This is a genomic window from Methylobacterium sp. Leaf94, assembly GCF_001426045.1.
GTDB lineage: Bacteria > Pseudomonadota > Alphaproteobacteria > Rhizobiales > Beijerinckiaceae > Methylobacterium.
The window spans coordinates 117192-136875 of the sequence record NZ_LMRM01000001.1 but is presented as its reverse complement, the minus strand read 5'-3'; the positions used below and the strand labels follow the sequence as shown (position 1 = coordinate 136875).

The window sequence follows — 19684 nt, the reverse complement described above, 5'->3', positions numbered from 1 at the left end:
AGGCGTTGAGACCATGTCCTCGGGATTGAACCTCCAGGCGGAACTCGCCAAGGGCGGCAACGGCGCCTTCGGCGCCATGACCGGGGCCCAGCGCGCCGCCGCGCTCCTGCTCCTCCTCGGGGAGAGCGAGGGCGCGCCGATCTGGCAGATGCTCGACGAGGACGAGGTGAAGCTCGTCTCGCACGCCATGGTGCAGCTGGGCTCCCTCGAGGCCGAGACGGTCGAGAAGCTCATCGTCGACTTCGTGTCCCGCCTGTCCTCCGGCGGCGGCATCACCTCGAACTTCGAGCGGACGGAATCCCTGCTCCTCAAGATCTTCCCGTCCGAGCAGGTCTCCTCGATCATGGCGGAGATCAAGGGCGCCTCGGGCAAGCGCGTCTGGGCGAGCCTGACCCAGATCGATCCCGAGATCCTCGCCTCCTTCCTGCGCAACGAGTACCCGCAGACCGTCGCGGTGGTGCTCTCCAAGGTGCGCTCGGACTACGCGGCCCGGGTGCTCACCATCCTCCCCGAGGACTTCGCCATCGACGTCCTGAACCGGATGCTGCGGATGGAGACCGTGCAGAAGGAGGCCCTGCGCCACATCGAGGAGACCCTGCGGGTCGAGTTCGTGTCGACCATCGCGCAGACCACGCGGCGCGACGCCCACGAGCTGATGGCCGACGTCTTCAACGCCTTCGACCGGCAGACGGAAGGCCGCTTCCTCACCGCCCTCGACCAGGCCAATCGCGGCTCGGCCAAGAAGATCCGCCAGCTGATGTTCACCTTCGAGGATCTGCTGAAGCTCGATGCCGGCAGCGTCCAGACCCTCCTGCGCAAGGTCGACAACGAGACCCTGTGCCGGGCCCTGAAGGGCGCCGACGACCGGGTGCGCAACTTCTTCCTGAAGAACATGTCCACCCGCGCGGCCAAGAACATCACCGACGAGATGGGCTCCCTCGGCCCGATCCGCCTGAAGGACGTCGACGAGGCGCAGGCCAAGATGACCGAGCTGGCCAAGGAACTCGCCGAGAAGGGCGAGATCATGATCGCCAAGTCGAGCGGCGAGGAGGAGCTGGTCTATTGAACGCGCGCCGCTTCCTCTTCGACACCGACTTCCGGCCCCGGCCCGACAACCCGGTCGCCGCCAAGGAGGCGGCCGCCCTGGCGGAGACCGTGGCGCGCGCCGAGGCCGAGGGCTACGCGCGCGGCCTGCGCGAGGGCCAGGCCCTGGCCGAGCAGCAGATCCAGGCGCGCCTGTCCGACGCCCTCACCCGGGTGGGCCTCGCGGCGGCGGGCCTGATCGGGCAATCGGAGGCCCGGGACCGGGCGCGCGAGGACGAGGCCCTCGACTTCGCCATCCTGCTCGCCCGCAAGATCGCCGGCGAGGCCCTGGACGCGCAGCCCCTGGCGGCGATCGGCGACGCGGCCCGCGCCGCGCTCCAGCACCTGCGCGGCGTCCCCCACCTCGTCGTCCGGGTGCACGAGAGCCTGGTCGACGACTCCGAGGCCCTGGTGAAGCGGCTCGCCCGCGAGCGCGGCTTCGAGGGCCGCCTCGTGGTCCTCGGCGAGCCCGATCTCGCGCCGGGCGATGCCCGCATGGAATGGGCCGATGGCGGCGTCGTCCGGGACCGGGCCCAGATCGAAGCCGCGGTGCTCTCCGCCCTCGGACTTCCAGCCTGAACCGCCCGCCCGACCCGAACTCAGCCCGAGAAACCTCCGCATGTCCGACGATTTCAGCCTGCCCCAGCTCAACGGCTTGGATGCCTCCTTCGACGGCCTCGGCACCGAGTCGATCCGCGAGACGCCCACCACGCCCAAGAGCGCCGCCGACCTGGAGCAGGTCTTCGACGTGCCGGTGGTGGTCTCGGCGGTGCTCGGCTCCTCGCGCATGCCGATCGGCGACCTGCTCCGGCTTCAGCCCGGCGCCGTGCTCGAGCTCGACCGCAAGGTCGGCGAGGCCATCGACATCTTCGTGAACAACCGCCTCGTGGCGCGCGGCGAGGTGGTGCTCGTCGAGGATCGCCTCGGCGTCACGATGACCGAGATCATCAAGAGCGACCACTGACCCCCCCCTCGCCTTCCCGGCTGCCGCGCCCCCCGCGCGAAGCCGACCCTGACGGAGACCCTGAGCCATGCGGCTTCTCATCATCGGACGGCTCAACGGCGAGCTGATCACCGCCTCCAAGATCGCCATGAACCGGGGCGCGGCCGTCACCAATGCCGAGAGCCTCGCCCAGGGCCTCGCGGTGCTGCGGGCCAAGGGCGCCGACCTCATCATGATCGACGTGGCCCTGGCGATCCGCGATCTGGTCACGGCCCTGGCCGAGGAGCGCATCCGCACCCCCGTCATCGCCTGCGGCGTCGCCACGGACGCCAAGGCGGCGGTGGCCGCGATCCAGGCCGGCGCGCGGGAATACATCCCCCTGCCCCCCGATCCCGAGCTGATCGCGGCGGTGCTGCAGGCGGTCTCCGAGGACGGGCGCGCCTTCGTCTGGCGCGACGCCTCCATGGAGAAGGTAGTCAAGCTCGCCGAGCAGGTGGCCCGCTCTGAGGCGTCCGTGCTCATCACCGGCGAGAGCGGCACGGGCAAGGAGGTCCTGGCGCGCCATCTCCACGGCAAGTCGAACCGGGCCAACCGGCCCTTCGTCTCGGTGAACTGTGCGGCGATTCCCGAGGCGCTGCTGGAATCCGAGCTGTTCGGCCACGAGAAGGGCGCCTTCACGGGCGCCGTGGCGCGCCGCATCGGCCGCTTCGAGGAGGCCCATGGCGGCACGCTCCTCCTCGACGAGATCTCCGAGATGGACGTGCGGCTGCAGTCGAAGCTCCTGCGCGCCCTTCAGGAGCGGGTGATCGACCGGGTCGGCGGGACCGCGCCGGTCAAGGTCGACATCCGCGTGCTCGCCACCTCCAACCGCAACCTGGTGGAGGAGGTCCGCAAGGGCACCTTCCGCGAGGATCTCTACTACCGGCTGAACGTCGTGCACCTGCGCCTGCCGCCCCTGCGCGAGCGCCCCGCCGACATCCTCGAACTGGCGGCGCATTTCGCCCGGAAGTACGCCGAGGTGAACGGCGTACCGGTGCGGCCCCTCAGCGCCGAGGCCCAGGGCCTGATGCGCGCCAATCCCTGGCGCGGCAACGTCCGCGAACTCGAGAACACCCTGCACCGCGCGGTGCTCCTGGCCGCGGGCCCCGAGATCGGACCCGACGCGATCCTGACCCCGGAGGGCGACAGCATCGCACCGGTCTCGGCCGGGCCGGCCGAGCGCGCCGCCCGGGTGGCGGAGGCCGCCACGCGCGGCCTCGTGGGGCAGACGGTGGCGCAGGTCGAGTGCGACCTCATCCTCGACACCCTGGACCATTGCCTCGGCAACCGGACGCATGCCGCCAGGATCCTCGGCATCTCGATCCGCACCCTGCGCAACAAGCTCAACGAGTACGTCGAGGCCGGCCTGTCGGTGGCCGAGCCCGGCAGCGTCCGGGCCGTGGCCGCCTATGGCTGATCGCGGGAGCTGAAAAGCCCGGGTCGCCCCGACGGGCGGACCTCAGCGGCCGTTGTTGGCGCGCTCGGCGGCCATCTGGGCCTCGTGGGCGCGCTCGAGCTTCTCCATCGAATGGAACCGGGCGATGTCGGCTTCGACGTCGCGGATCGTCTCCTCGACGAGATGCTGCTGCAGCGCGCTGCGCGGATCGTTCGCCTCCAGGCCGTCGCGCGCCTGCAAGCGCTCGACCGCCTGCTTGACGACGCTGTAGACCGCTTCCCGCTCCGTGCGGGACATGGCGGGATTGACCGCGCGGGCGATGAGATCGGTGAATTCGGACATGCGTGCTGGCGGGAACGACCGGGGCGTGGGACGGGCTGGAGTCCGTCGGGTTCATCCTGGACCCGGCAAACGCTCGATGTCTTTTCTGTCGTTTGTCTTCTCGGGATAGCGGGTTTCCGCCGATCCCTGACAAACTCTAGAGGCGCTGGTCGTTGACGCCCGCGAGGATGAGGGCGATCGAGCTCCAGACTACCAGGCACCCGAAGAAGACGACCATGATGCTGTAGCCGCGCTGCGGGAAGATCGAATCGTCGGGCAGGGCCGGTTCGACGAACGTTGCCAGGTAGATCTGCTGCTTGTTGGCAGCGATGCGGGCCCGGTCCACCATCAGGTTCGCGGATTCGTTGAGCTTGGTGGCGATGACGCGCTCGACCTGCAGGCCCTCGTATTCGAGGAGCGCGCGGGTCATGTTGTTCGCGGCGTTCGAGCCCGACAGGCCGTCGCTCGTGAGCTGGTCGGTCAGCTTCTGGATCTGCTGATCGAGGGCCGCGACGGTGGACGCCAGGTTCTGGATGCTGCGGGACTTCTCGTCGAGATTGGAGCCGCGCAGGACCGCGAGGTCGGACTCGGCCTTGAGCCGGTCCTTCCGCAACGTGCCGATCGTCGTCAGGGTGGACTCGGCGGCCTTGGCCGGATCGATGATGCCCCAGCGATTCCGGAAGACCTGGAGCGCCATGTGGGCGTTGCGCAGGCGCTCCTGCGCCTTCGTCGCCTCGGCCTCCGCATGCTTGACCATGTCGGCCTGGGCTCGGCGGGAGATGTCGTTGATGAGCGCCTCGCTTCGCGCCACGACCCCGCGATTGATCGCCAGGGCATCCTCCGGCGTGAAGGCGCGCACGCTCAGCGTGATGATGCCGGAGAGCACCTCGATCCGCGTCCCGACATGCTTGTTCCAGTACTTGACCAGTTCCTCCATGGACTGATCGACCCGGTAGCGCGTCCAGAAATCCGCTTCCGGCCGCGAGAACATCTGCGAGATGTGGAGGCTCTCTTCCATCTTGGCGACGATCGCGCGGCTCTCGACGAAGTCCCGGATGATGAAGCTGTCCTGGCTGTTGTGCTTCATGATCAGGTCGGAGAACTGCCCGCCCGAGCTTTCTTCCATCGGTTCGACATTGCCGCGCACGGCGAATTGCGACACGGCCACGTACTGATCGGCCGCGAAGGCGTAGAAATAGATCCCCGCCAGGACCGTCGGCAGCAGGACGAAGACGCCGAACTGGCGCAAAAGACTGCCGACCAGATTCTTCGGCTTGCTCGGCGGCGGCCGCAGGCCCGGGAGCTGGCGCCAGTCCAGCCGCTCCTGCGCCCGGCGCAGGAGGGCCGGGACGCGGCTCCGCGAAACGGGATCGACCGTTTCGGCGTTGCGGCGCAGATCCGGCAGGGAACGCAGGGCGATATCGATCACCCCCCGCACGCGGTCGGTCTGCTTGACCTCGTCGGCCTTCATGATTTCCGGTTCCCGAGGCTCGGCGCGATCAGGGCTGATGGCGGACGCAGCATCATGGGCGGCGAGTCTGCCCGAGCCTGATGACGATGCATATGGTCACGCCTGGGGAGCCCTCTCGCCGTCCTCGTGTTGAACCCGACGAATCCTTCATTTTTCGGCCCTTTTTAAGGCGCGTCGCCCTGGTGGCGGGGCCTGGGTGCGGGGGGGTCGGCGCATCGGGCTTTCGGCGCATGGGGCCGCAGGGGACATCGGGGACGGCATGGATGACACGGACAGGGAGGCGGCCCGCCCGGCGCGGATCCGCATGGCGCGGGCCGGGTTCACGGAACTCGTGCTGGTCTGCAGCAAGTGCGTCAAGCGCCAGGGCTTGAAGAAGGGCTCGGTGCGGCGGCAGCTCAAGAGCGAACTCAAGCGGCGCCTCACGGCGCGCAAGCCGCGCGTGGTCGAGGTCGGGTGCCTTGGCCCCTGTCCCAAGCGTGCCCTCGCGGTGATCACGGCGGACAGCCTCGCCAAGCAGCGCATCCACCTGCTTGACCCGCAGGCCACGCCGGCCCAATCCGTGGAGGCGCTGTTCCCCGATTTCGGCCCCAAAGGCCGCCTAGACCTGCCGGACGCTGCGGAATCGCCGCACCGCTAGGGCGGAGCCGCGCGCCGGAACGGGAAGCCGGGATCGTCGTCCCGGCGCGACGGATGCGGGAGCGGGGAATCCTTGAAACGGACGATTCGGGACGGGTCCGATGCCTGACGAGCCGCGCTTCGCGACGACCCGGGTCGCCGAACGTCCAGCGGGCGAGCGGACCGGGTTTGGTCGTCTCGGGCGCCTCGTGCTGCGCCGGCTTCCCCTGGTCGGAACCCTCCTGGGCCTCGGCCTCGCTGTCTGGCTCATCGCCACCAACGATCTGGCCGCCGTCACCGACGCCTTCGGCCGGGTCGGCGCCGGCGGCCTCGCGGCCATCGTGCTGGTGCGGCTGTCGGTGATCCTTCTGTGCGGCCTCGCCTGGGGCTGCGTCATCCAGGGGCTCGCGGGGCTGGGTCAGGCCCGCACCGGAGCCTTTGTCCTGCTGCGCCTCGTCCGTGAGGGCATCAACGTGCTGCTTCCGGTGGCCTCCGTCGGCGGCGACGTGGTGGGCGGCCGCCTGCTGACCTTCTGGGGAACCACCGGAACCCTGGCGGCCGCCTCGATCCTCGTGGACATGCTGTTCCAGGCTGGGACCCAGGCCGTCTTCGCCCTGGCGGGGGTGGGCCTCCTGCTTCAGGTCGGCGGCGAGGCGGCGCAGGCGCTGGCCACCTGGGTCCTGCGCGCCCTGGCGGTCACCGCCCTGCTGCTGGGGGCTTTCCTGGCCGTCCAGCGCAGCGCCGCGGCGCGCGCGATCGGGCGCAGGGCCGTCGACGGCGTGCGCCGCGTCTTTCGGGGTGACCCCGTCGCTCCGTCGCCGTCGGGCGGCAGCGTCTACGACGCCCTCGATGCCGTCTGGGCACCGGGTCGGCGCGGACGGCTCGCGGCGTCCGTCCTGCTGCACCTCGCCGCCTGGGGACTGGGCGCCCTGGAGATCTGGATCGCGCTCACCTGCATCGGCGTCGATTCGGTGAGCTTTACCGAGGTCGTTGTGATCGAGGCCCTGAGCCAGGCCATCAAGTCGGCGGCCTTCCCGGTGCCGAGCGGCCTCGGCGTCCAGGAGGGCGGCTTCGTCCTGCTCGGCAGCCTGTTCGGCATCGATGCGGGCACCGCCCTCGCCCTGTCGCTGATCAAGCGCGTGCCCGACGTCGTCCTCGGCCTTCCGGCCCTGCTGCTCTGGCAGGCCCTGGAAGCCCGGCGCGCGCTGATCCTGCCCCCGGCGGCCTGACGCCCGCGCCATGGCTCCCGCTTCGCACGGATCTTCGGCCCCCGGCGGCCTGGCCGCCACGCTGCTGCCCGTCGCGGCCCTCCTGGGCAGCATCGTCTCCCTCAGCGTCGGCACCTCCTACGCCAAGCAGCTGTTCCCGATCCTGAGCGCGGAGGGCACGACCGCGCTGCGGGTCGGCCTCTCGGCGCTGATGCTCGTCGCGATCTGGCGGCCCTGGCGCCTGCGTCCCGGCCGCGCCGACCGGCGGGCCCTGCTGCGCTACGGGGCCGTGCTGGGCGCCATGAATCTGCTGTTCTACCTGTCCCTGCGCACGATCCCCCTCGGCCTCGCCATCGCGATCGAATTCTCCGGGCCCCTGGCGCTCGCCCTCGCGGTCTCCCGCCGGGGGATCGATTTCGCCTGGATCGGCTGCGCGATCCTCGGCCTGTCGCTGCTGCTGCCCCTCGGCGACCTGTCCACCGGGCTCGATCCCGTCGGCGTCGCCTGCGCGCTCGGCGCCGCCCTGTGCTGGGCGCTCTACATCGTCTTCGGCCAGCGCGTCGGTCATCTGCACGGCGGACGGACGGTGGCCATTGGCATGTCGGTGGCGGCCCTGGTGGTGCTGCCGTTCGGCATCGCGAAGGCGGGGACGCTGCTCCTGCAGCCGGCCATGCTCGGAATCGGCTTGGCGGTGGCGGCCCTGTCGAGCGCCCTGCCCTACACGCTGGAGATGGTCGCCCTGAAGCGGTTATCGAAGCAGAGCTTCGGCGTCCTGCTCAGCCTCGAGCCGGCCGTGGGCTCGCTGGCCGGACTCGCGATCCTCGGCGAGCACCTCACCCCCACCGAGTGGCTGGCCATCGCCTGCATCGTGGTGGCCTCGGTGGGCAACACGGTGACGAGCCATCGCGGCCGGGTGGCCGCCGCGGCCGCACTGACGCCGGTCTGACGGTCGCGCGACGGCTCCGGCTCAGCGGTCCAGGGCGGCGACGATCGCCTCCAGGGCGGTCTTCAGCCCCTCCTCCACCGTCGGGTGATAGAACGGCCGGTCGAGAAGAGCCTCGGCGGTCAGCCCGTCCGCGATGGCAAGGGCGAGGAACTGGGCGAGGTGCTCGCAGGCCGGTCCAAGCATCTCGGCCCCCCGGAGGGTGCCGCTGCGGTCGGCGTGGAGGTGCAGCGCCCCGGCATTCTCGGCCATGATCCGGGCCCGGCCCTGGTCGCCGAAATCGACGCTGCCGCGGACGAGGGTCGCGTCCGCGGGATCGTAGGGCGCGCCGACGCTCGCCGCCTGCGGCTCGGTGAACACCATGGCGAGGTTGATCCAGCGCCGGGGCGCTTCGACGGCGTGGCGGCCGGAGGCGACGAGACGGGCCGCGTTGGTGCCGGCGATCCGGCCCTGGCGGGCGGCCTCGTGCAGCACCGGCCGATCGGCGTTGGCGTCGCCCACGAGGAAGACCGGGCCGCCGGCGCAGAGCAGGCTGCGGGCGTCGAACGCCGGCATCCCGTGTTCGTCGAGGGAGAGGCCGGCGGCCTCCAACCCGAGATGCCGGACGTTGGGGGGCCGCCCGGCCGCCGCCAGGACCCGCGCGAAGGTGCCGCTCCCGGTCGCCCCGGCCGCGTCGGTCCAGGTCAGGCGCACGCCCTCGGGAGTGCGGTCGCCCTCCGTGACCCTGCAGCCGAGGCGCAGCGTCATCTCGGCCCCGAAGAGCCGGCGGGCCGTCTCGGCGAGGTTGTCGTCGCGCAGGGAGGCGAGGTGCGTGCCGGGGTCGAACAGGGTCACGGCGACGCCGAGGCGGGCCATGGCCTGCGCCAGCTCGAGGCCGACGGCGCCGCCGCCGAGCACCGCCAGGGACTCGGGCAGGTCGGGGATCTCGAACACCGTGTCGCTGGTGAGGAGCCGGTCGCCGAGGTCGCGCAGGGGCTCGGGGACGGCCGGGCTGGAGCCGGTGGCGACGATCGCGGCGCGGAAGCGCAAGGCGGTGTGGTCGTCCACCGCCAGGGTGTCGGGCCCGGTGAAGCGGGCGCGGCCGGCGATGCGGATTTCGGCGGGCAGTTCGTCGACGCCCGCGCGGACGCCGGCCACGAAGCGGTCGCGCTCGCGCCGGACGCGCGCCATCACGCGGGGGCCATCCACCCGAACGGAGCCGGCATCGATGCCGAAGACGTCGGCGTGGCGGGCCGCATGGGCAGCGTTGGCGGCGGTGATCAGCAGCTTCGAGGGCATGCAGCCCACGCGGGCGCAGGTGGTGCCGCCCGGCCCGGCCTCGATCAGGACGGCGTCGGCGCCGCGATCGCGGGCGGCGCGGAGAGCGGCGAGACCGGCGGTGCCGGCGCCGATCACGGCGATGTCACAGGATCTCTCGCGCATCGCGACGGCTCTCGGGTTCGCGCCTCTCGACCCCGACCGTCGGAATCGCGGGCCAACCCCCGTGCCTCGATGAACGTTCCTGTCTGCGGCAACCCGCCCGTCAGTCGGGCTCGGCGAGCAGGCCCTCGACAAAGCTGGTCAGGCCGGTGCGGCGGGCGCGCTTCAGGCGCTCGGCGATGAGGATGCCCTCCAGGGAGCGGAAGGCGTCGTCGAGGTCGTCGTTGACGATGACGTAGTCGTACTCGGTCCAGCGCTGGATCTCCATCCGGGCGTTGGCGAGGCGCTTCTCGATGGTGTCCGGCGAATCCTCGGCCCGGCGCTCCAGGCGGTGGCGCAGCTCGGCCAGCGAGGGCGGCAGGATGAACACCGTGACGACGTCGTCGGCGAGCTTGGCGCGCACCTGCCGGGTGCCCTGGTAGTCGATGTCGAAGATCATGTCCCGGCCGGCGCCCAGCACCTTCTCCACCGGGCGGCGCGGGGTGCCGTAGAAATTGCCGTGCACCTCGGCCCATTCGAGCAGGTTGTCGGCGCTGCGCAGGGCGTCGAAGGCCTCGCGGTCGATGAAGGTGTAGTGCTTGCCGTCGATCTCGGACGGGCGGCGCTGCCGGGTCGTCACCGAGATCGAGAGGTCGAGGCCCCATTTCGGGTCGGCGGCGACGGCCCGGGTCAGGGTCGTCTTGCCCGCGCCCGAGGGGGAGGACAGGATGAGGATGAACCCGCGCCGCGCGATCACCCCGGCCTCCATCGTCAAAGCGTCCCGCATCGCTGAAAAAACCTACTCGACGTTCTGAACCTGCTCCCGGAATTGCTCCACCACGGCCTTCAAGTCGAGTCCGATCCGCGACAGCGCGATGTCATTCGCCTTGGCGCACAGGGTATTGGCCTCGCGCCCGAGCTCCTGGGCCAGGAAGTCGAGCTTGCGCCCGATGGCGCCCCCGGCGGCCAGGAGCTCGGCCGCGCTGGCGAAGTGGGCCTGGAGGCGGTCGAGCTCTTCGCGGACGTCGGCCTTGGCGGCGAGCAGCACGGCCTCCTGGTGCAGGCGGTCGGGATCGAGGTGGCCCGCCTCCAGCAGCGTCGCGACGGTGGCGGCGAGGCGCGCCCTCACGGCCTCGGGCTTGCGGGCCGGGCAGGCCTCGGCGGCGGCGGTGAGCCGGGCCATCGCGGCGAGCTGGCCCTCGATGACCCCGCGCAGGGCCCGCCCCTCGGCCCGGCGCGCCTCCACGAGGTCGGCGACGAGGCGAACGACGCCCTCGGCGAGGTCGCGGGCCAGGGCCTCCGCGTCGGCCCCCGGCTCCTCGTCGGCCTCGACGACGCCCCGGATGCCGAGCAGCCCGTCGAGGGTGGCGGGCGCCACGCCCTCGGGCCGGGGCACCCGCGCGATGGCGGCGGCGAGCTGGCCGAGCAGCGCCTCGTTGATCCGGACGCGGGGCGCCGCCTCCGGCCGGGTGAGGGTGAGGGAGAGCTGGCACTGGCCCCGCGCCAGGGTCTTCTGCAGGGCGGTGCGGGCGACCTCGCCCACGGCGTCGTAGCCGTTGGGAACGCGCAGGCGCACGTCGAGCCCCCGCCCGTTCACGCTGCGGACCTCCCAGGCCCACTGGACCGGCCCGGTGGAGCCGGCGGCGCGGGCGAAGCCCGTCATGCTGGAGAGGATCATGGCTGTCTTCGCGTTCGTCCCGGCCCCTGTGGGGAGAGGCTGGGGGTGGTCGGGGGACCATGCCGGTTGCGGAGGCGGGTCGGTTGCAGGAAATGATACGGGCTCCGCTTGATTCAAGCGGGGTCCGTATCGCTCAGCCCGCGCGGCGCTTGAGCGAAGCCGAACTCCGCCATCCCGAAGGGATCAAACGGAGTTCGTATGACACCCCGTCATTCCGGGGCGCCGCAGGCGAGCCCGGACCCGCAGGGGCGCGCCGGAGGCGTGCAATCCAGAGCCGCCGACGGCGCAAGGCCTTGCCCCACCTGTGTGTCTGGATCCCGGGCTCCGCTGCGCGGCCCCGGGATGACGGGGTGGATCACCCGGTTGCGTGGGCGGACGCTACGGCTGCTTGAGCACCGGCACGGTCTTGGGCGAGTTCAGGTCGAAGGTCTTGTTGCGCAGGGGGTCGAGGCGCGTGCCCTCGGAGGCGTCGAAGGCCTTCGCGCGGTTGCCGGCGCCGTCGGGGCTGGCGGCCATGTTGGTGCCGTCGGGGGCGTAGGCCGAGGCGGTGCCGGGGACGGTGGGCGCACCCGGCGGATCGGCCTTGTCGACCACCGCGTCCGGCGTCGGCGTCTGGCGGGCGCGCTCGACTTGGCGCCAGCGGGCGACGTTGCGGGAATGGCCTTCCAGGGTCTCGGCGAAGGCGTGGCCCCCGGTGCCGTCGGCCACGAAGAACAGGTCCTTGGTGCGCGAGGGGTTGGCCACGGCCTCCAGGGCGGCGCGGCCCGGATTGGCGATGGGGCCCGGGGGGAGGCCCTCGATCACGTAGGTGTTGTAGGGCGTGGCGCGCTCGATCTCGGCCCGCTGGATGCCGCGCCCGAGGGTGCCGCGCCCGCCCACCAGCCCGTACACGATGGTGGGGTCCGACTGCAGCTTCATGCGCTTGTTCAGGCGATTGACGAACACCCCGGCGACGCGGGGCCGCTCGTCGGCCCGGCCGGTCTCCTTCTCCACGATGGAGGCCAGCGTCACCATCTCGGCCGGCGTCTTCACCGGGATCTCGGCCGAGCGGCGCAGCCAGATCTGGTTCAGGACCTCGCGCTGCTTGGCGCGCATCAGGTTGACGATCTGCTGCCGGGTGGCGCCGCGCTCGAACTTGTAGGTGTCGGGCAGGAGCGAGCCCTCGGGCGGGATCTCGTTGACGTCGCCGGTGAGCACGTCGTTGTCGTTGAGGCGCATCACGATCTGCTCGGAGGTCAGCCCCTCCGGGAAGGTGATGGCGTGCTGCACCTGCCGGCCGGAGGACAGGGTCTCGATGGCCTCCCCGATGCTCGCATGGGCCTTGAAGGTGTACTCGCCGGCCTTGAGGGCTTTGCCCGAGAAGCGGGCGGCCCACTCGAACAGGGCGGTGTGGGTGATGACGCCCTCGCGGCTGAGCGCCTCGGCGATCTCGGTGGTGCCGCTGCGGGGCGGGATGACCACGACCTTGTCGGCGGGCAGCGGACCCGGCTCCTTGGTCTGGCGCTCGAACAGGGTCACGCCGATCATCACCGCGATGGCCAGCACCACGGAGGCGGTGAGCAGGCCGGAGATGCGGGCCAGCAGCCCGCCGCGCTCACGGACCGGACGGTCGGGCGGCGGCGGCGCGGCGGTGGGCTTGATCGCCTCGCTGGGGCTGCGGGGCGAGAGCCGGTTGGGCAGGGCCGGCTCGTCGGAGGGCACCGGCGTCTGCGCCGGATCTGGGCGTTTGCGGAAGAACATGGACATCCTGTTCGGGCCTCAGGTCCCCGCCCCGGCCGCCGCCGGATTTTTTAGGGGAGACCATGCGCCCGAGTCGAGGGGGGCGCACGGGACGAACAGTTTTGCGTGCGAACTTGGTGGGTTTTGTGGCGAAGGGGGGATGGGCCGAACCGGCAAGACGGCTGAGCCTTGGCGATTCTTCCGGTCGGCGGAGCGCGGGGCGGCGACCGGTTTTTGCCGAGAGGAAGTTCGGCGCTCGACACATATTGACTGAGAAGGCATGCACAATCGATCGATGCTATCGATAGCCTTCAATTATGCCCTATGCTAAAGTCTATGCCCTTGGCAGATTGCATGTTTTTCACATGAGATGCGGAAATATCATTGCCGGATTTTTGCTGTCTCCGTTCTTTATTGTGTTTACCCTCTCGATCACCGGATTGACGCCTCGCCATCCGGCCAACGACGGAATTTTCAGTATCATACTTATTTTAAGCGCTTATACGTTCTTTGGTAGTTTTCTGTATTTGATTTTCAAAAATTCTGCCTATCTCAATAATACGGCTATTGTTCGCATTATACATCGGCACATTGGCGTGATCCGAATATGCTTATTGATCCTCCTTGCCTTTGTGACCGCTGTGGTCGTCCTTGTGCCGAAGAAGCGCATCGCGCCGGTTCGGGACATACGCGTCAGCTCTGTTTCCTCACGCCTGTAGAGGTCGGTGATGATCCTCCGAGACTTGGGTTCAATGGACGAGGTGCCATTCTCTGCAGATGACGTTCTTGAGGGGTGCCTTTCCGGCGATTGCGGTGGCGCACATCAAATTCGGTTTTCGGTCGAGGGACGCAACGATTGTTTGCGCTTCTATAAGGCTGAGGCAGGAACAGAGAAACGATCGCCTTTGGTCTTTCTGGAAGGCGATGTGGTTCATTTGGCATCGCCCTACGGAGAACCTCCGCTCTGGCGCGTGGCAGAGTTCTACCAAAAGCTGACGCCGAACCTGATGCAAGGTGAGGTGAGCTTCTACGCGGCCTCCGCAGGTCGGACCTTGATCAATTTGGCGCGGCCGGGAATATTTGGCTCTACAGGTCATCACTTGGAGCGTCGAAGGCCACGTGAAGTCGCCTTGGTGGACGCTGCGCTTGATGCGTTGAAGGGCCGGTCCGGTTGGAAATTCTTCGATCTGGCCGGTTTCTCCGGGGGGCGGCCATCTGGTTGGAGCGCTTCTCGCACGGCGAGACGACATTGGTTGCGCCATTATCGCGTCGGGTAATGTTGCGGTTCGTCAGCGCGGAATGGCGCTTAGATTGACGATGGACGTGACCGGGTATGCCGACTTCGTCGATCCCATTGATTATGCGAGTGAAATTGCTCGTCGCCAACCAAAACGCGTCATCATGCTCACCGATCCAATGGATCGGATCGTCGAAGCGCGCTTCCAGAATGAGTTTAAAGCGGCATTGAATGACGCGGGCGTCAATGTGGAGCAAAGAAAGATCGCGGCTGCCGATACAGATCGGCATAATCTGCGACATGCAGCTATAATAGCAGGTCTAGCGTGTCGTATCGACGAGTAACGGGTTGGATTTCAATCCACCCGGCGCATCACCAAGCTCGCATTCGTCCCACCGAACCCGAACGAATTCGACAGCACCGTATCCACCCGCTTGCGCTTGGCCTCGTGCGGCACGAGGTCGATCGCGGTCTCGACGGAGGGGGTGTCGAGGTTGAGGGTCGGGGGCAGGATGCCGTCGCGGATGGCCAGGATCGAGAAGATCGCTTCCACGGAGCCGGCGGCGCCGAGCAGGTGGCCGATGGAGGACTTGGTGGAGGACATCGAGGCCTGGGCCGCGTGGTCGCCGAGCAGGCGCTCCACGGCCTTCAGCTCCAGCTCGTCGCCCATGGGCGTCGAGGTGCCGTGGGCGTTGATGTAGTCGAGGTCCGAGGCCTGGATGCCGGCGCGCTTCACAGCGGCGCTCATGCAGCGGAAGGCGCCGTCGCCGTCCGGGGCCGGCGAGGTGATGTGGTAGGCGTCGCCCGTGAGGCCGTAGCCGATCACCTCGGCGTAGATCTTGGCGCCGCGGGCCTTGGCGTGCTCGTACTCCTCGAGCACGACGACGCCGGCGCCCTCGCCCATGACGAAGCCGTCGCGGTCGCGGTCGTAGGGGCGCGAGGCCTTGGTGGGCGCGTCGTTGAAGCCGGTGGAGAGGGCGCGGCAGGCGGCGAAGCCGGCGAGCGCGAGGCGGTTCACCGGCGATTCGGCGCCGCCCGCCACCATGACGTCGGCATCGCCGAACTGGATCAGCCGGGCCGCGTCGCCGATGGCGTGGGCGCCGGTGGAGCAGGCCGTCACCACCGCGTGGTTCGGGCCCTTCAGGCCGTGCGCGATCGAGATCTGGCCCGAAGCCAGATTGATGATGCGGCCGGGAATGAAGAAGGGGGAGATCCGGCGCGGGCCCTTGTCGTGCAGGGTCACCGAGGCGTCGTAGATGCCGCCGATGCCGCCGATGCCGGAGCCGACCATGACGCCGGTGGCGCACTGGTCTTCGTAGGAGGTCGGGTGCCAGTCGGCGTCGTTCAGGGCCTCGCCGGCGGCCGCCATCGCGTAGACGATGAACGGATCGACCTTGCGCTGCTCCTTCACCTCCATGAAGGCGTCGGGATTGAAGCTGCCGTCGCTGCCGTCGCCGAAGGGCACGGAACAGGCGATGCGGCAGGCGAGATCGTCGACGGGGAACGCCGTCACGACCTTGGCCGCCGATTCGCCGGCGATCAACCGGCTCCAGGTGGCTTCGACCCCGCTGGCCAGCGGCGTCACCATCCCCAAGCCCGTCACCACTACCCGACGCATCGCGCTATCCCGAACCGGTCCTGTCATCACAACGAATGGCGCGCGGGGTCCGTTTCAGGGGACCCCGCGGACGCACGACCCGTGACGTTTAAGCGGAGTTCTTCTCGAGGAACTTCACCGCATCGCCGACCGTCTGGATGGTCTCGGCGGCGTCGTCGGGGATCTCGACGTTGAACTCTTCCTCGAACGCCATCACGAGCTCGACGGTGTCGAGGCTGTCGGCGCCGAGATCATCGATGAAGTTCGCGCCCTCGACCACCTTCTCCGGCTCCACGCCGAGGTGCTCGACAACGATCTTCTTCACGCGCTCAGCGATATCGCTCATCGGTCTTGGTCCTTAGCTCTTCAAGGTCGTGATGGTGCAAGGATCTTGTGGGTGAAGAGACTTGCTGGTGGAAGGTCGGTGAAGGTGCCGTGGCCGCCGTCCCGTCCCGGGACGACCTGTTCGGATGGAGCGGCCGGTGTGTTCGATCGCGCGTTTCGGGCAAGTCACCGGACTTGTCCAGTCAGTGACCCACGTTTTTCAAACCTCCGCAACACGCTGAATCGGCACCCCCCTCGCACGGCAGCCGGGGTGTTAACACAGGGTTCCGACGCTGGCGAGAGGCTGTTCACAACCCGTTCATCGGTGTGGCCTTTTCGAGCCAATCGCCTGTTTTTTGGTCTGTGCGCCGCAGCGAAACCGGGGGTCAGAACCCCTCAATACATGGCCATGCCGCCGTTCACGTGCAGGGTCTGGCCGGTGACGTAGGCGGCCTCGTCGGAGGCGAGGTAGATCGCGGCGGCGGCGATGTCGGCGCCGGTGCCCAGCCGCCCCATGGGGACGCGGCCGAGGATGCCCTCGCGCTGCTTCTCGTTCAGCGCGTCGGTCATCGGCGAGGTGATGAAGCCCGGCGCGATGCAGTTGACCGTGAGGTTGCGGGTGGCGACCTCGGCCGCCAGGGCCTTGGTCATGCCCACCAGGCCCGCCTTGGCGGCGGCGTAGTTGACCTGGCCCGGATTGCCGGTGGCGCCCACCACCGAGCCGATGTTCACGATGCGGCCGTGGCGGCGCTTCATCATGCCCTTCACGGCCGCCCGCGACAGCCGGAACGCCGCCGAGAGGTTGACGGCGATCACCGCGTCCCACTCGTCGTCCTTCATGCGCAGCACGAGGTTGTCGCGGGTGATGCCGGCGTTGTTGACCAGGATGTCGAGGCCGCCCAGCGCCGCCTCCGCCGCCGGCACCAGGGCCTCCACCGAGGCCTTGTCGGAGAGGTCGCCCGGCACGACGTGGATTCGCTCACCCCCGAGCTCGGCCGCGAAGGCCTCCAGGGCCGCCTGGCGCGTGCCCGAGATGGCGAGGGTCGCGCCCTGCGCGTACAGCCCCCGGGCGATGGCGCCGCCGAGGCCGCCGGTGGCGCCGGTGACGAGGGCCTTGCGGCCGGTCAGGTCGAACATGGGCTTTCCTCGAGGTTCAGCCGAAGGCAGGGAACGCGGCGATGTCGTCGGGGGTGCCGACCGCGCTCGCCGACGCGCCGGCGGCGATCCGCTTGACGAGTCCGGTGAGCACCTTGCCGGTGCCGATCTCGGTGAACTGGTCGACCCCAGCGGCCGCCATGGCGGCGACGCAGTCGCGCCAGCGCACGGTTCCGGTGACCTGGGCGACCAGGGCCTCGCGAATCGCGGCGGGATCGGTGAGGGGCGCGGCCAGCACGTTGGCGTAGACCGGCACCACGGGGCTGTGCATCGCGACCTCGACAAGTGCTCTCTGCATACGAGCGGCGGCCGGCGCCATCAGCGAGCAGTGAAACGGGGCCGAGACGTTGAGCAGGACCGCGCGCTTGATCCCCCGCCCCGGGGCCAGGGCCACGGCCCGCTCGACCGCGTCCTTGTCGCCGGAAAGCACCACCTGGCCACCGCCGTTGTCGTTGGCCACCTCGCAGACCGCGCCCTCGGCGGCCTCCGCGGCGATCGCCTGCGCGGTCTCGGCATCGGCCCCGATCAAGGCCGCCATGGCGCCGGCCCCGGGGGCCACCGCGTCCTGCATGGCGGTGCCGCGGATGCGCAGCAACCGGGCGGCGTCCGCGATGGAGAAGGTGCCGGCGGCGCACAAGGCCGTGTACTCGCCCAGGGAATGGCCGGCCACGCAGGCGACGTCCCGCTTCAGGTCGAGGCCGCGCTCGGCCTCCAGCACCCGCAGGGTCGCGAGGCTCGCGGCCATCAGGGCGGGCTGGGCGTTGGCGGTGAGGGTCAGTTCCTCCACCGGGCCCTCGAACATCAGGCGGGAGAGCGGCTGGCCCAGGGCCTCGTCGACCTCCGCGAACACGTCGCGGGCCTGATGGAAGTGTTCGGCCAGCGCCCGTCCCATGCCGACGGCCTGACTGCCCTGGCCGGGGAAGATGCAAGCGCGCGCCATGGTGAAGTCCTCGTCGTGCCGGGTCGCCCCGAGAGGCTCGGCCCGGGACAGGAAGGGCGGCGCAGTCGCACCGCCCGCCACCTGTGTCAACATGGCACCGCAGCGAGGCCGGGCGCCCTACACCCCGTTGAAGAAGTCGACCGTGCCGGAATCGAGGCTGTAGGAGGCTCCGACGATCCGAAGCTTGCCGGCCTTCAGGGGATCGAGGAGCGACGGCTCCGAAGCGCTGCGCAGGCGCTCCACCACCCGGTTGACGTTGGCGCGCACGCAGTTCTCGGTGAAGTCGCCGGGCTTGTCGCGCTGCGACAGCACCGCGGGCACGATCGGCTCGATCATCCGGCCGATCGAACCCGGAAACACAGTGTTGTTCTGAACGACGTCGATCGCCGCTTCCACCGCGCCGCAGCGGCTGTGGCCCATCACCAGCACCAGGGGCACGCCGAGCTGCGAGACGCCGTACTCGATGGAGCCCAGAGCGGCGGTGTCGACGCAATTGCCGGCGTTGCGCACGATGAACAGCTCGCCGAGGCCGCGCCCGAACAGGATCTCCGGCGACACGCGTGAATCTGAGCAGCTCACCAGCACCACGAACGGGGTCTGGCCCAGCGCGATCTCGATCCGGCGCTCGCGACCCTGGACCGCGCGGACAGGGCTGTCGGTCTGGTAGAGGCGGTTGCCTTCCTTCAGGGCCTCCAGCGCCTGGTCGGCGGTCAGGGTCGTCTTCTTGGTCGAAGGCGCCGCGGCGAAGGCGAGGGTCGGCAACGCCGTGGCCGCGAAGCATCCGGCCCCGAGCCGGCATCCACAGCCGAGCAGGCTGCGACGACTGAGTATCGTGGTCATGGTGGAATATCCCCCCTCGCCCGGCCGATGCACCGCCGCGCCCGGATCTTCTAAACCGTGCCGCAGCACCGCGTCGCTGAGGCGTTATGCGGGACCGCAGAAAGGGATTGCCGGAGGATCGCCGAACGTGCGCAACGGGATAGACCCGCCGCAGCGCTTGTTGCCCGGCGTCAAGGGGTGTATGAGGCGGGCTCAGCCCAGAAATTCCGTCCGAGGAAGGAGCCGTCCGCCATGGCTCGCGTCACCGTTGAAGACTGCATCGACAAGGTCGAGAACCGCTTCGAGCTGGTTCTGCTGGCCAGCCACCGTGCTCGCCTGCTCGCCGCCGGCGCGCCGCTGACGATCGATCGCGACCGCGACAAGAACCCCGTCTGCGCCCTGCGCGAGATCGGCGACGAGACGATCACCGCGGACGACCTGAAGGAGCAGCTCATCCACTCGATGCAGAAGTACGTCGAGGTCGACGAGCCGGAGGCCGAGACCGTGCCGCTGCTGTCGAGCTCGCCGGCCGCTGCCGCCGTCGCCCCCCCCTCCTCCAGCGACGACAGCGCCGTCCAGTTCGATCGCATGAGCGAGGAAGACCTGCTACGCGGCCTCGAGAACCTGGCGCCGCCCACCGAGACGGACGACGAGGCCGAGTAGGCCATCGTCGATTCCCCAGATCCGATGAAGGACCCGGCCGCTGCGCCGGGTTTTTTCGTCTCGGGACCCCGGAATCGCGGCCGATGCGACGCCGTGGGGCTGGCGTGCCCGCGTGCGATGCGGGACACATCATGG

General features: G+C 69.6%; 22 protein-coding genes. 11 read left to right on the top strand and 11 right to left on the bottom strand.

Features of this window, described 5'->3' with window-relative positions:
* Positions 1 to 13 precede the first annotated feature (13 nt).
* The 4 genes from fliG (at position 14) to flbD (ending at position 3482) form a co-directional block, all read left to right on the top strand.
* Positions 14 to 1066, top strand: coding sequence for a flagellar motor switch protein FliG (gene fliG / locus ASG63_RS00615; protein ID WP_056211044.1), 1053 nt, complete (start codon positions 14 to 16; stop codon positions 1064 to 1066).
* Positions 1063 to 1662 carry a FliH/SctL family protein gene (locus ASG63_RS00610; RefSeq protein ID WP_056211042.1) on the top strand — a complete coding sequence of 200 codons (600 nt, stop codon included), beginning with the start codon at positions 1063 to 1065 and terminating at the stop codon, positions 1660 to 1662. Before fliG ends, ASG63_RS00610 begins: the two co-directional genes overlap by 4 nt.
* 40 nt (positions 1663 to 1702) lie before the next feature.
* The gene (fliN, locus tag ASG63_RS00605) at positions 1703 to 2047 is read left to right on the top strand and encodes a flagellar motor switch protein FliN (protein WP_056211040.1); all 345 of its coding nucleotides are present in this window, start codon (positions 1703 to 1705) and stop codon (positions 2045 to 2047) included.
* 67 nt (positions 2048 to 2114) lie between these two features.
* Positions 2115 to 3482 carry a sigma-54-dependent transcriptional regulator FlbD gene (gene flbD, locus ASG63_RS00600; protein ID WP_056211038.1) on the top strand — a complete coding sequence of 456 codons (1368 nt, stop codon included), beginning with the start codon at positions 2115 to 2117 and terminating at the stop codon, positions 3480 to 3482.
* 42 nt (positions 3483 to 3524) lie between these two features.
* Here the strand turns inward: flbD and ASG63_RS00595 are convergent, their stop codons facing one another.
* The gene (locus ASG63_RS00595; RefSeq protein WP_056211036.1) at positions 3525 to 3803 is read right to left on the bottom strand and encodes a hypothetical protein; all 279 of its coding nucleotides are present in this window, start codon (positions 3801 to 3803) and stop codon (positions 3525 to 3527) included.
* A gap of 136 nt (positions 3804 to 3939) precedes the next feature.
* Positions 3940 to 5253, bottom strand: a complete 1314-nt coding sequence (locus ASG63_RS00590; RefSeq protein ID WP_056211034.1) for a hypothetical protein — start codon at positions 5251 to 5253, stop codon at positions 3940 to 3942.
* 259 nt (positions 5254 to 5512) lie between these two features.
* Here ASG63_RS00590 and ASG63_RS00585 point away from each other — a divergent pair, with 259 nt between their 5' ends.
* From ASG63_RS00585 to ASG63_RS00575, 3 genes are all read left to right on the top strand, one after another.
* Positions 5513 to 5890, top strand: coding sequence for a (2Fe-2S) ferredoxin domain-containing protein (locus ASG63_RS00585; RefSeq protein WP_056211032.1), 378 nt, complete (start codon positions 5513 to 5515; stop codon positions 5888 to 5890).
* A 100-nt stretch (positions 5891 to 5990) separates the two neighbouring features.
* Positions 5991 to 7097 carry a lysylphosphatidylglycerol synthase domain-containing protein gene (locus tag ASG63_RS00580; RefSeq protein ID WP_056211030.1) on the top strand — a complete coding sequence of 369 codons (1107 nt, stop codon included), beginning with the start codon at positions 5991 to 5993 and terminating at the stop codon, positions 7095 to 7097.
* Between the two features lie 10 nt (positions 7098 to 7107).
* On the top strand, positions 7108 to 8022 hold the full coding sequence (locus tag ASG63_RS00575; RefSeq protein ID WP_056211028.1) for an EamA family transporter: 915 nt from the start codon (positions 7108 to 7110) through the stop codon (positions 8020 to 8022).
* A gap of 21 nt (positions 8023 to 8043) precedes the next feature.
* Here ASG63_RS00575 and ASG63_RS00570 read toward each other — a convergent pair whose 3' ends face one another.
* The 4 genes from ASG63_RS00570 to mltG all read right to left on the bottom strand — a co-directional run bounded on the left by ASG63_RS00570 (position 8044) and on the right by mltG (position 12835).
* Positions 8044 to 9441, bottom strand: a complete 1398-nt coding sequence (locus ASG63_RS00570) for a dihydrolipoyl dehydrogenase (protein ID WP_056211026.1) — start codon at positions 9439 to 9441, stop codon at positions 8044 to 8046.
* A gap of 100 nt (positions 9442 to 9541) precedes the next feature.
* A complete protein-coding gene (gene gmk / locus ASG63_RS00565) occupies positions 9542 to 10204 on the bottom strand; it encodes a guanylate kinase (RefSeq protein WP_056211024.1) in 663 nt (220 codons plus the stop codon).
* 12 nt (positions 10205 to 10216) lie between these two features.
* Positions 10217 to 11095: a YicC/YloC family endoribonuclease gene (locus ASG63_RS00560; RefSeq protein WP_056211022.1), complete on the bottom strand. Its 879-nt coding sequence runs from the start codon at positions 11093 to 11095 to the stop codon at positions 10217 to 10219.
* Between the two features lie 378 nt (positions 11096 to 11473).
* Entirely contained in the window at positions 11474 to 12835 is a 1362-nt protein-coding gene (gene mltG, locus ASG63_RS00555; protein ID WP_056211020.1) for an endolytic transglycosylase MltG, read from the bottom strand.
* A gap of 296 nt (positions 12836 to 13131) precedes the next feature.
* On the opposite strand from mltG, the gene ASG63_RS24865 reads away from it, so the two are divergent.
* The 3 genes from ASG63_RS24865 to ASG63_RS24855 are packed head-to-tail and all read left to right on the top strand — an operon-like array spanning position 13132 to position 14395.
* Positions 13132 to 13533 carry a hypothetical protein gene (locus ASG63_RS24865; protein ID WP_156394035.1) on the top strand — a complete coding sequence of 134 codons (402 nt, stop codon included), beginning with the start codon at positions 13132 to 13134 and terminating at the stop codon, positions 13531 to 13533.
* Between the two features lie 9 nt (positions 13534 to 13542).
* Positions 13543 to 14091: a hypothetical protein gene (locus ASG63_RS24860; protein WP_156394034.1), complete on the top strand. Its 549-nt coding sequence runs from the start codon at positions 13543 to 13545 to the stop codon at positions 14089 to 14091.
* A 40-nt stretch (positions 14092 to 14131) separates the two neighbouring features.
* Positions 14132 to 14395 carry a hypothetical protein gene (locus ASG63_RS24855; RefSeq protein ID WP_156394033.1) on the top strand — a complete coding sequence of 88 codons (264 nt, stop codon included), beginning with the start codon at positions 14132 to 14134 and terminating at the stop codon, positions 14393 to 14395.
* Positions 14396 to 14406: 11 nt separating this feature from the next.
* Here the strand turns inward: ASG63_RS24855 and fabF are convergent, their stop codons facing one another.
* The 5 genes from fabF to ASG63_RS00530 all read right to left on the bottom strand — a co-directional run bounded on the left by fabF (position 14407) and on the right by ASG63_RS00530 (position 18907).
* The gene (fabF, locus tag ASG63_RS00550) at positions 14407 to 15669 is read right to left on the bottom strand and encodes a beta-ketoacyl-ACP synthase II (protein WP_056211018.1); all 1263 of its coding nucleotides are present in this window, start codon (positions 15667 to 15669) and stop codon (positions 14407 to 14409) included.
* A gap of 88 nt (positions 15670 to 15757) precedes the next feature.
* Entirely contained in the window at positions 15758 to 15994 is a 237-nt protein-coding gene (locus ASG63_RS00545) for an acyl carrier protein (RefSeq protein WP_018044468.1), read from the bottom strand.
* Positions 15995 to 16368: 374 nt separating this feature from the next.
* Positions 16369 to 17109, bottom strand: coding sequence for a 3-oxoacyl-[acyl-carrier-protein] reductase (gene fabG, locus ASG63_RS00540; protein ID WP_056211015.1), 741 nt, complete (start codon positions 17107 to 17109; stop codon positions 16369 to 16371).
* A 16-nt stretch (positions 17110 to 17125) separates the two neighbouring features.
* Positions 17126 to 18067, bottom strand: coding sequence for an ACP S-malonyltransferase (gene fabD / locus ASG63_RS00535; RefSeq protein ID WP_056211430.1), 942 nt, complete (start codon positions 18065 to 18067; stop codon positions 17126 to 17128).
* Between the two features lie 117 nt (positions 18068 to 18184).
* The gene (locus ASG63_RS00530) at positions 18185 to 18907 is read right to left on the bottom strand and encodes a carbonic anhydrase (RefSeq protein ID WP_056211013.1); all 723 of its coding nucleotides are present in this window, start codon (positions 18905 to 18907) and stop codon (positions 18185 to 18187) included.
* A gap of 231 nt (positions 18908 to 19138) precedes the next feature.
* Between ASG63_RS00530 and rpoZ the strand changes: the two genes are divergently transcribed.
* On the top strand, positions 19139 to 19549 hold the full coding sequence (rpoZ, locus tag ASG63_RS00525; protein WP_056211011.1) for a DNA-directed RNA polymerase subunit omega: 411 nt from the start codon (positions 19139 to 19141) through the stop codon (positions 19547 to 19549).
* The last annotated feature ends 135 nt before the right edge of the window (positions 19550 to 19684 follow it).

Bases quoted from the DNA above. Each gene is read 5' to 3' on its own strand.
- fliG (WP_056211044.1), top strand. From the start codon at position 14: ATGTCCTCGGGATTGAACCTCCAGGCGGAACTCGCCAAGGGCGGCAAC.
- fliN (WP_056211040.1), top strand. From the start codon at position 1,703: ATGTCCGACGATTTCAGCCTGCCCCAGCTCAACGGCTTGGATGCCTCC.
- flbD (WP_056211038.1), top strand. From the start codon at position 2,115: ATGCGGCTTCTCATCATCGGACGGCTCAACGGCGAGCTGATCACCGCC.
- ASG63_RS00595 (WP_056211036.1), bottom strand. From the start codon at position 3,803: ATGTCCGAATTCACCGATCTCATCGCCCGCGCGGTCAATCCCGCCATG.
- ASG63_RS00590 (WP_056211034.1), bottom strand. From the start codon at position 5,253: ATGAAGGCCGACGAGGTCAAGCAGACCGACCGCGTGCGGGGGGTGATC.
- ASG63_RS00585 (WP_056211032.1), top strand. From the start codon at position 5,513: ATGGATGACACGGACAGGGAGGCGGCCCGCCCGGCGCGGATCCGCATG.
- ASG63_RS00580 (WP_056211030.1), top strand. From the start codon at position 5,991: ATGCCTGACGAGCCGCGCTTCGCGACGACCCGGGTCGCCGAACGTCCA.
- ASG63_RS00575 (WP_056211028.1), top strand. From the start codon at position 7,108: ATGGCTCCCGCTTCGCACGGATCTTCGGCCCCCGGCGGCCTGGCCGCC.
- ASG63_RS00570 (WP_056211026.1), bottom strand. From the start codon at position 9,441: ATGCGCGAGAGATCCTGTGACATCGCCGTGATCGGCGCCGGCACCGCC.
- gmk (WP_056211024.1), bottom strand. From the start codon at position 10,204: ATGCGGGACGCTTTGACGATGGAGGCCGGGGTGATCGCGCGGCGCGGG.
- ASG63_RS00560 (WP_056211022.1), bottom strand. From the start codon at position 11,095: ATGATCCTCTCCAGCATGACGGGCTTCGCCCGCGCCGCCGGCTCCACC.
- mltG (WP_056211020.1), bottom strand. From the start codon at position 12,835: ATGTTCTTCCGCAAACGCCCAGATCCGGCGCAGACGCCGGTGCCCTCC.
- ASG63_RS24865 (WP_156394035.1), top strand. From the start codon at position 13,132: ATGCCCTATGCTAAAGTCTATGCCCTTGGCAGATTGCATGTTTTTCAC.
- ASG63_RS24860 (WP_156394034.1), top strand. From the start codon at position 13,543: ATGATCCTCCGAGACTTGGGTTCAATGGACGAGGTGCCATTCTCTGCA.
- ASG63_RS24855 (WP_156394033.1), top strand. From the start codon at position 14,132: ATGGACGTGACCGGGTATGCCGACTTCGTCGATCCCATTGATTATGCG.
- fabF (WP_056211018.1), bottom strand. From the start codon at position 15,669: ATGCGTCGGGTAGTGGTGACGGGCTTGGGGATGGTGACGCCGCTGGCC.
- ASG63_RS00545 (WP_018044468.1), bottom strand. From the start codon at position 15,994: ATGAGCGATATCGCTGAGCGCGTGAAGAAGATCGTTGTCGAGCACCTC.
- fabG (WP_056211015.1), bottom strand. From the start codon at position 17,109: ATGTTCGACCTGACCGGCCGCAAGGCCCTCGTCACCGGCGCCACCGGC.
- fabD (WP_056211430.1), bottom strand. From the start codon at position 18,067: ATGGCGCGCGCTTGCATCTTCCCCGGCCAGGGCAGTCAGGCCGTCGGC.
- ASG63_RS00530 (WP_056211013.1), bottom strand. From the start codon at position 18,907: ATGACCACGATACTCAGTCGTCGCAGCCTGCTCGGCTGTGGATGCCGG.
- rpoZ (WP_056211011.1), top strand. From the start codon at position 19,139: ATGGCTCGCGTCACCGTTGAAGACTGCATCGACAAGGTCGAGAACCGC.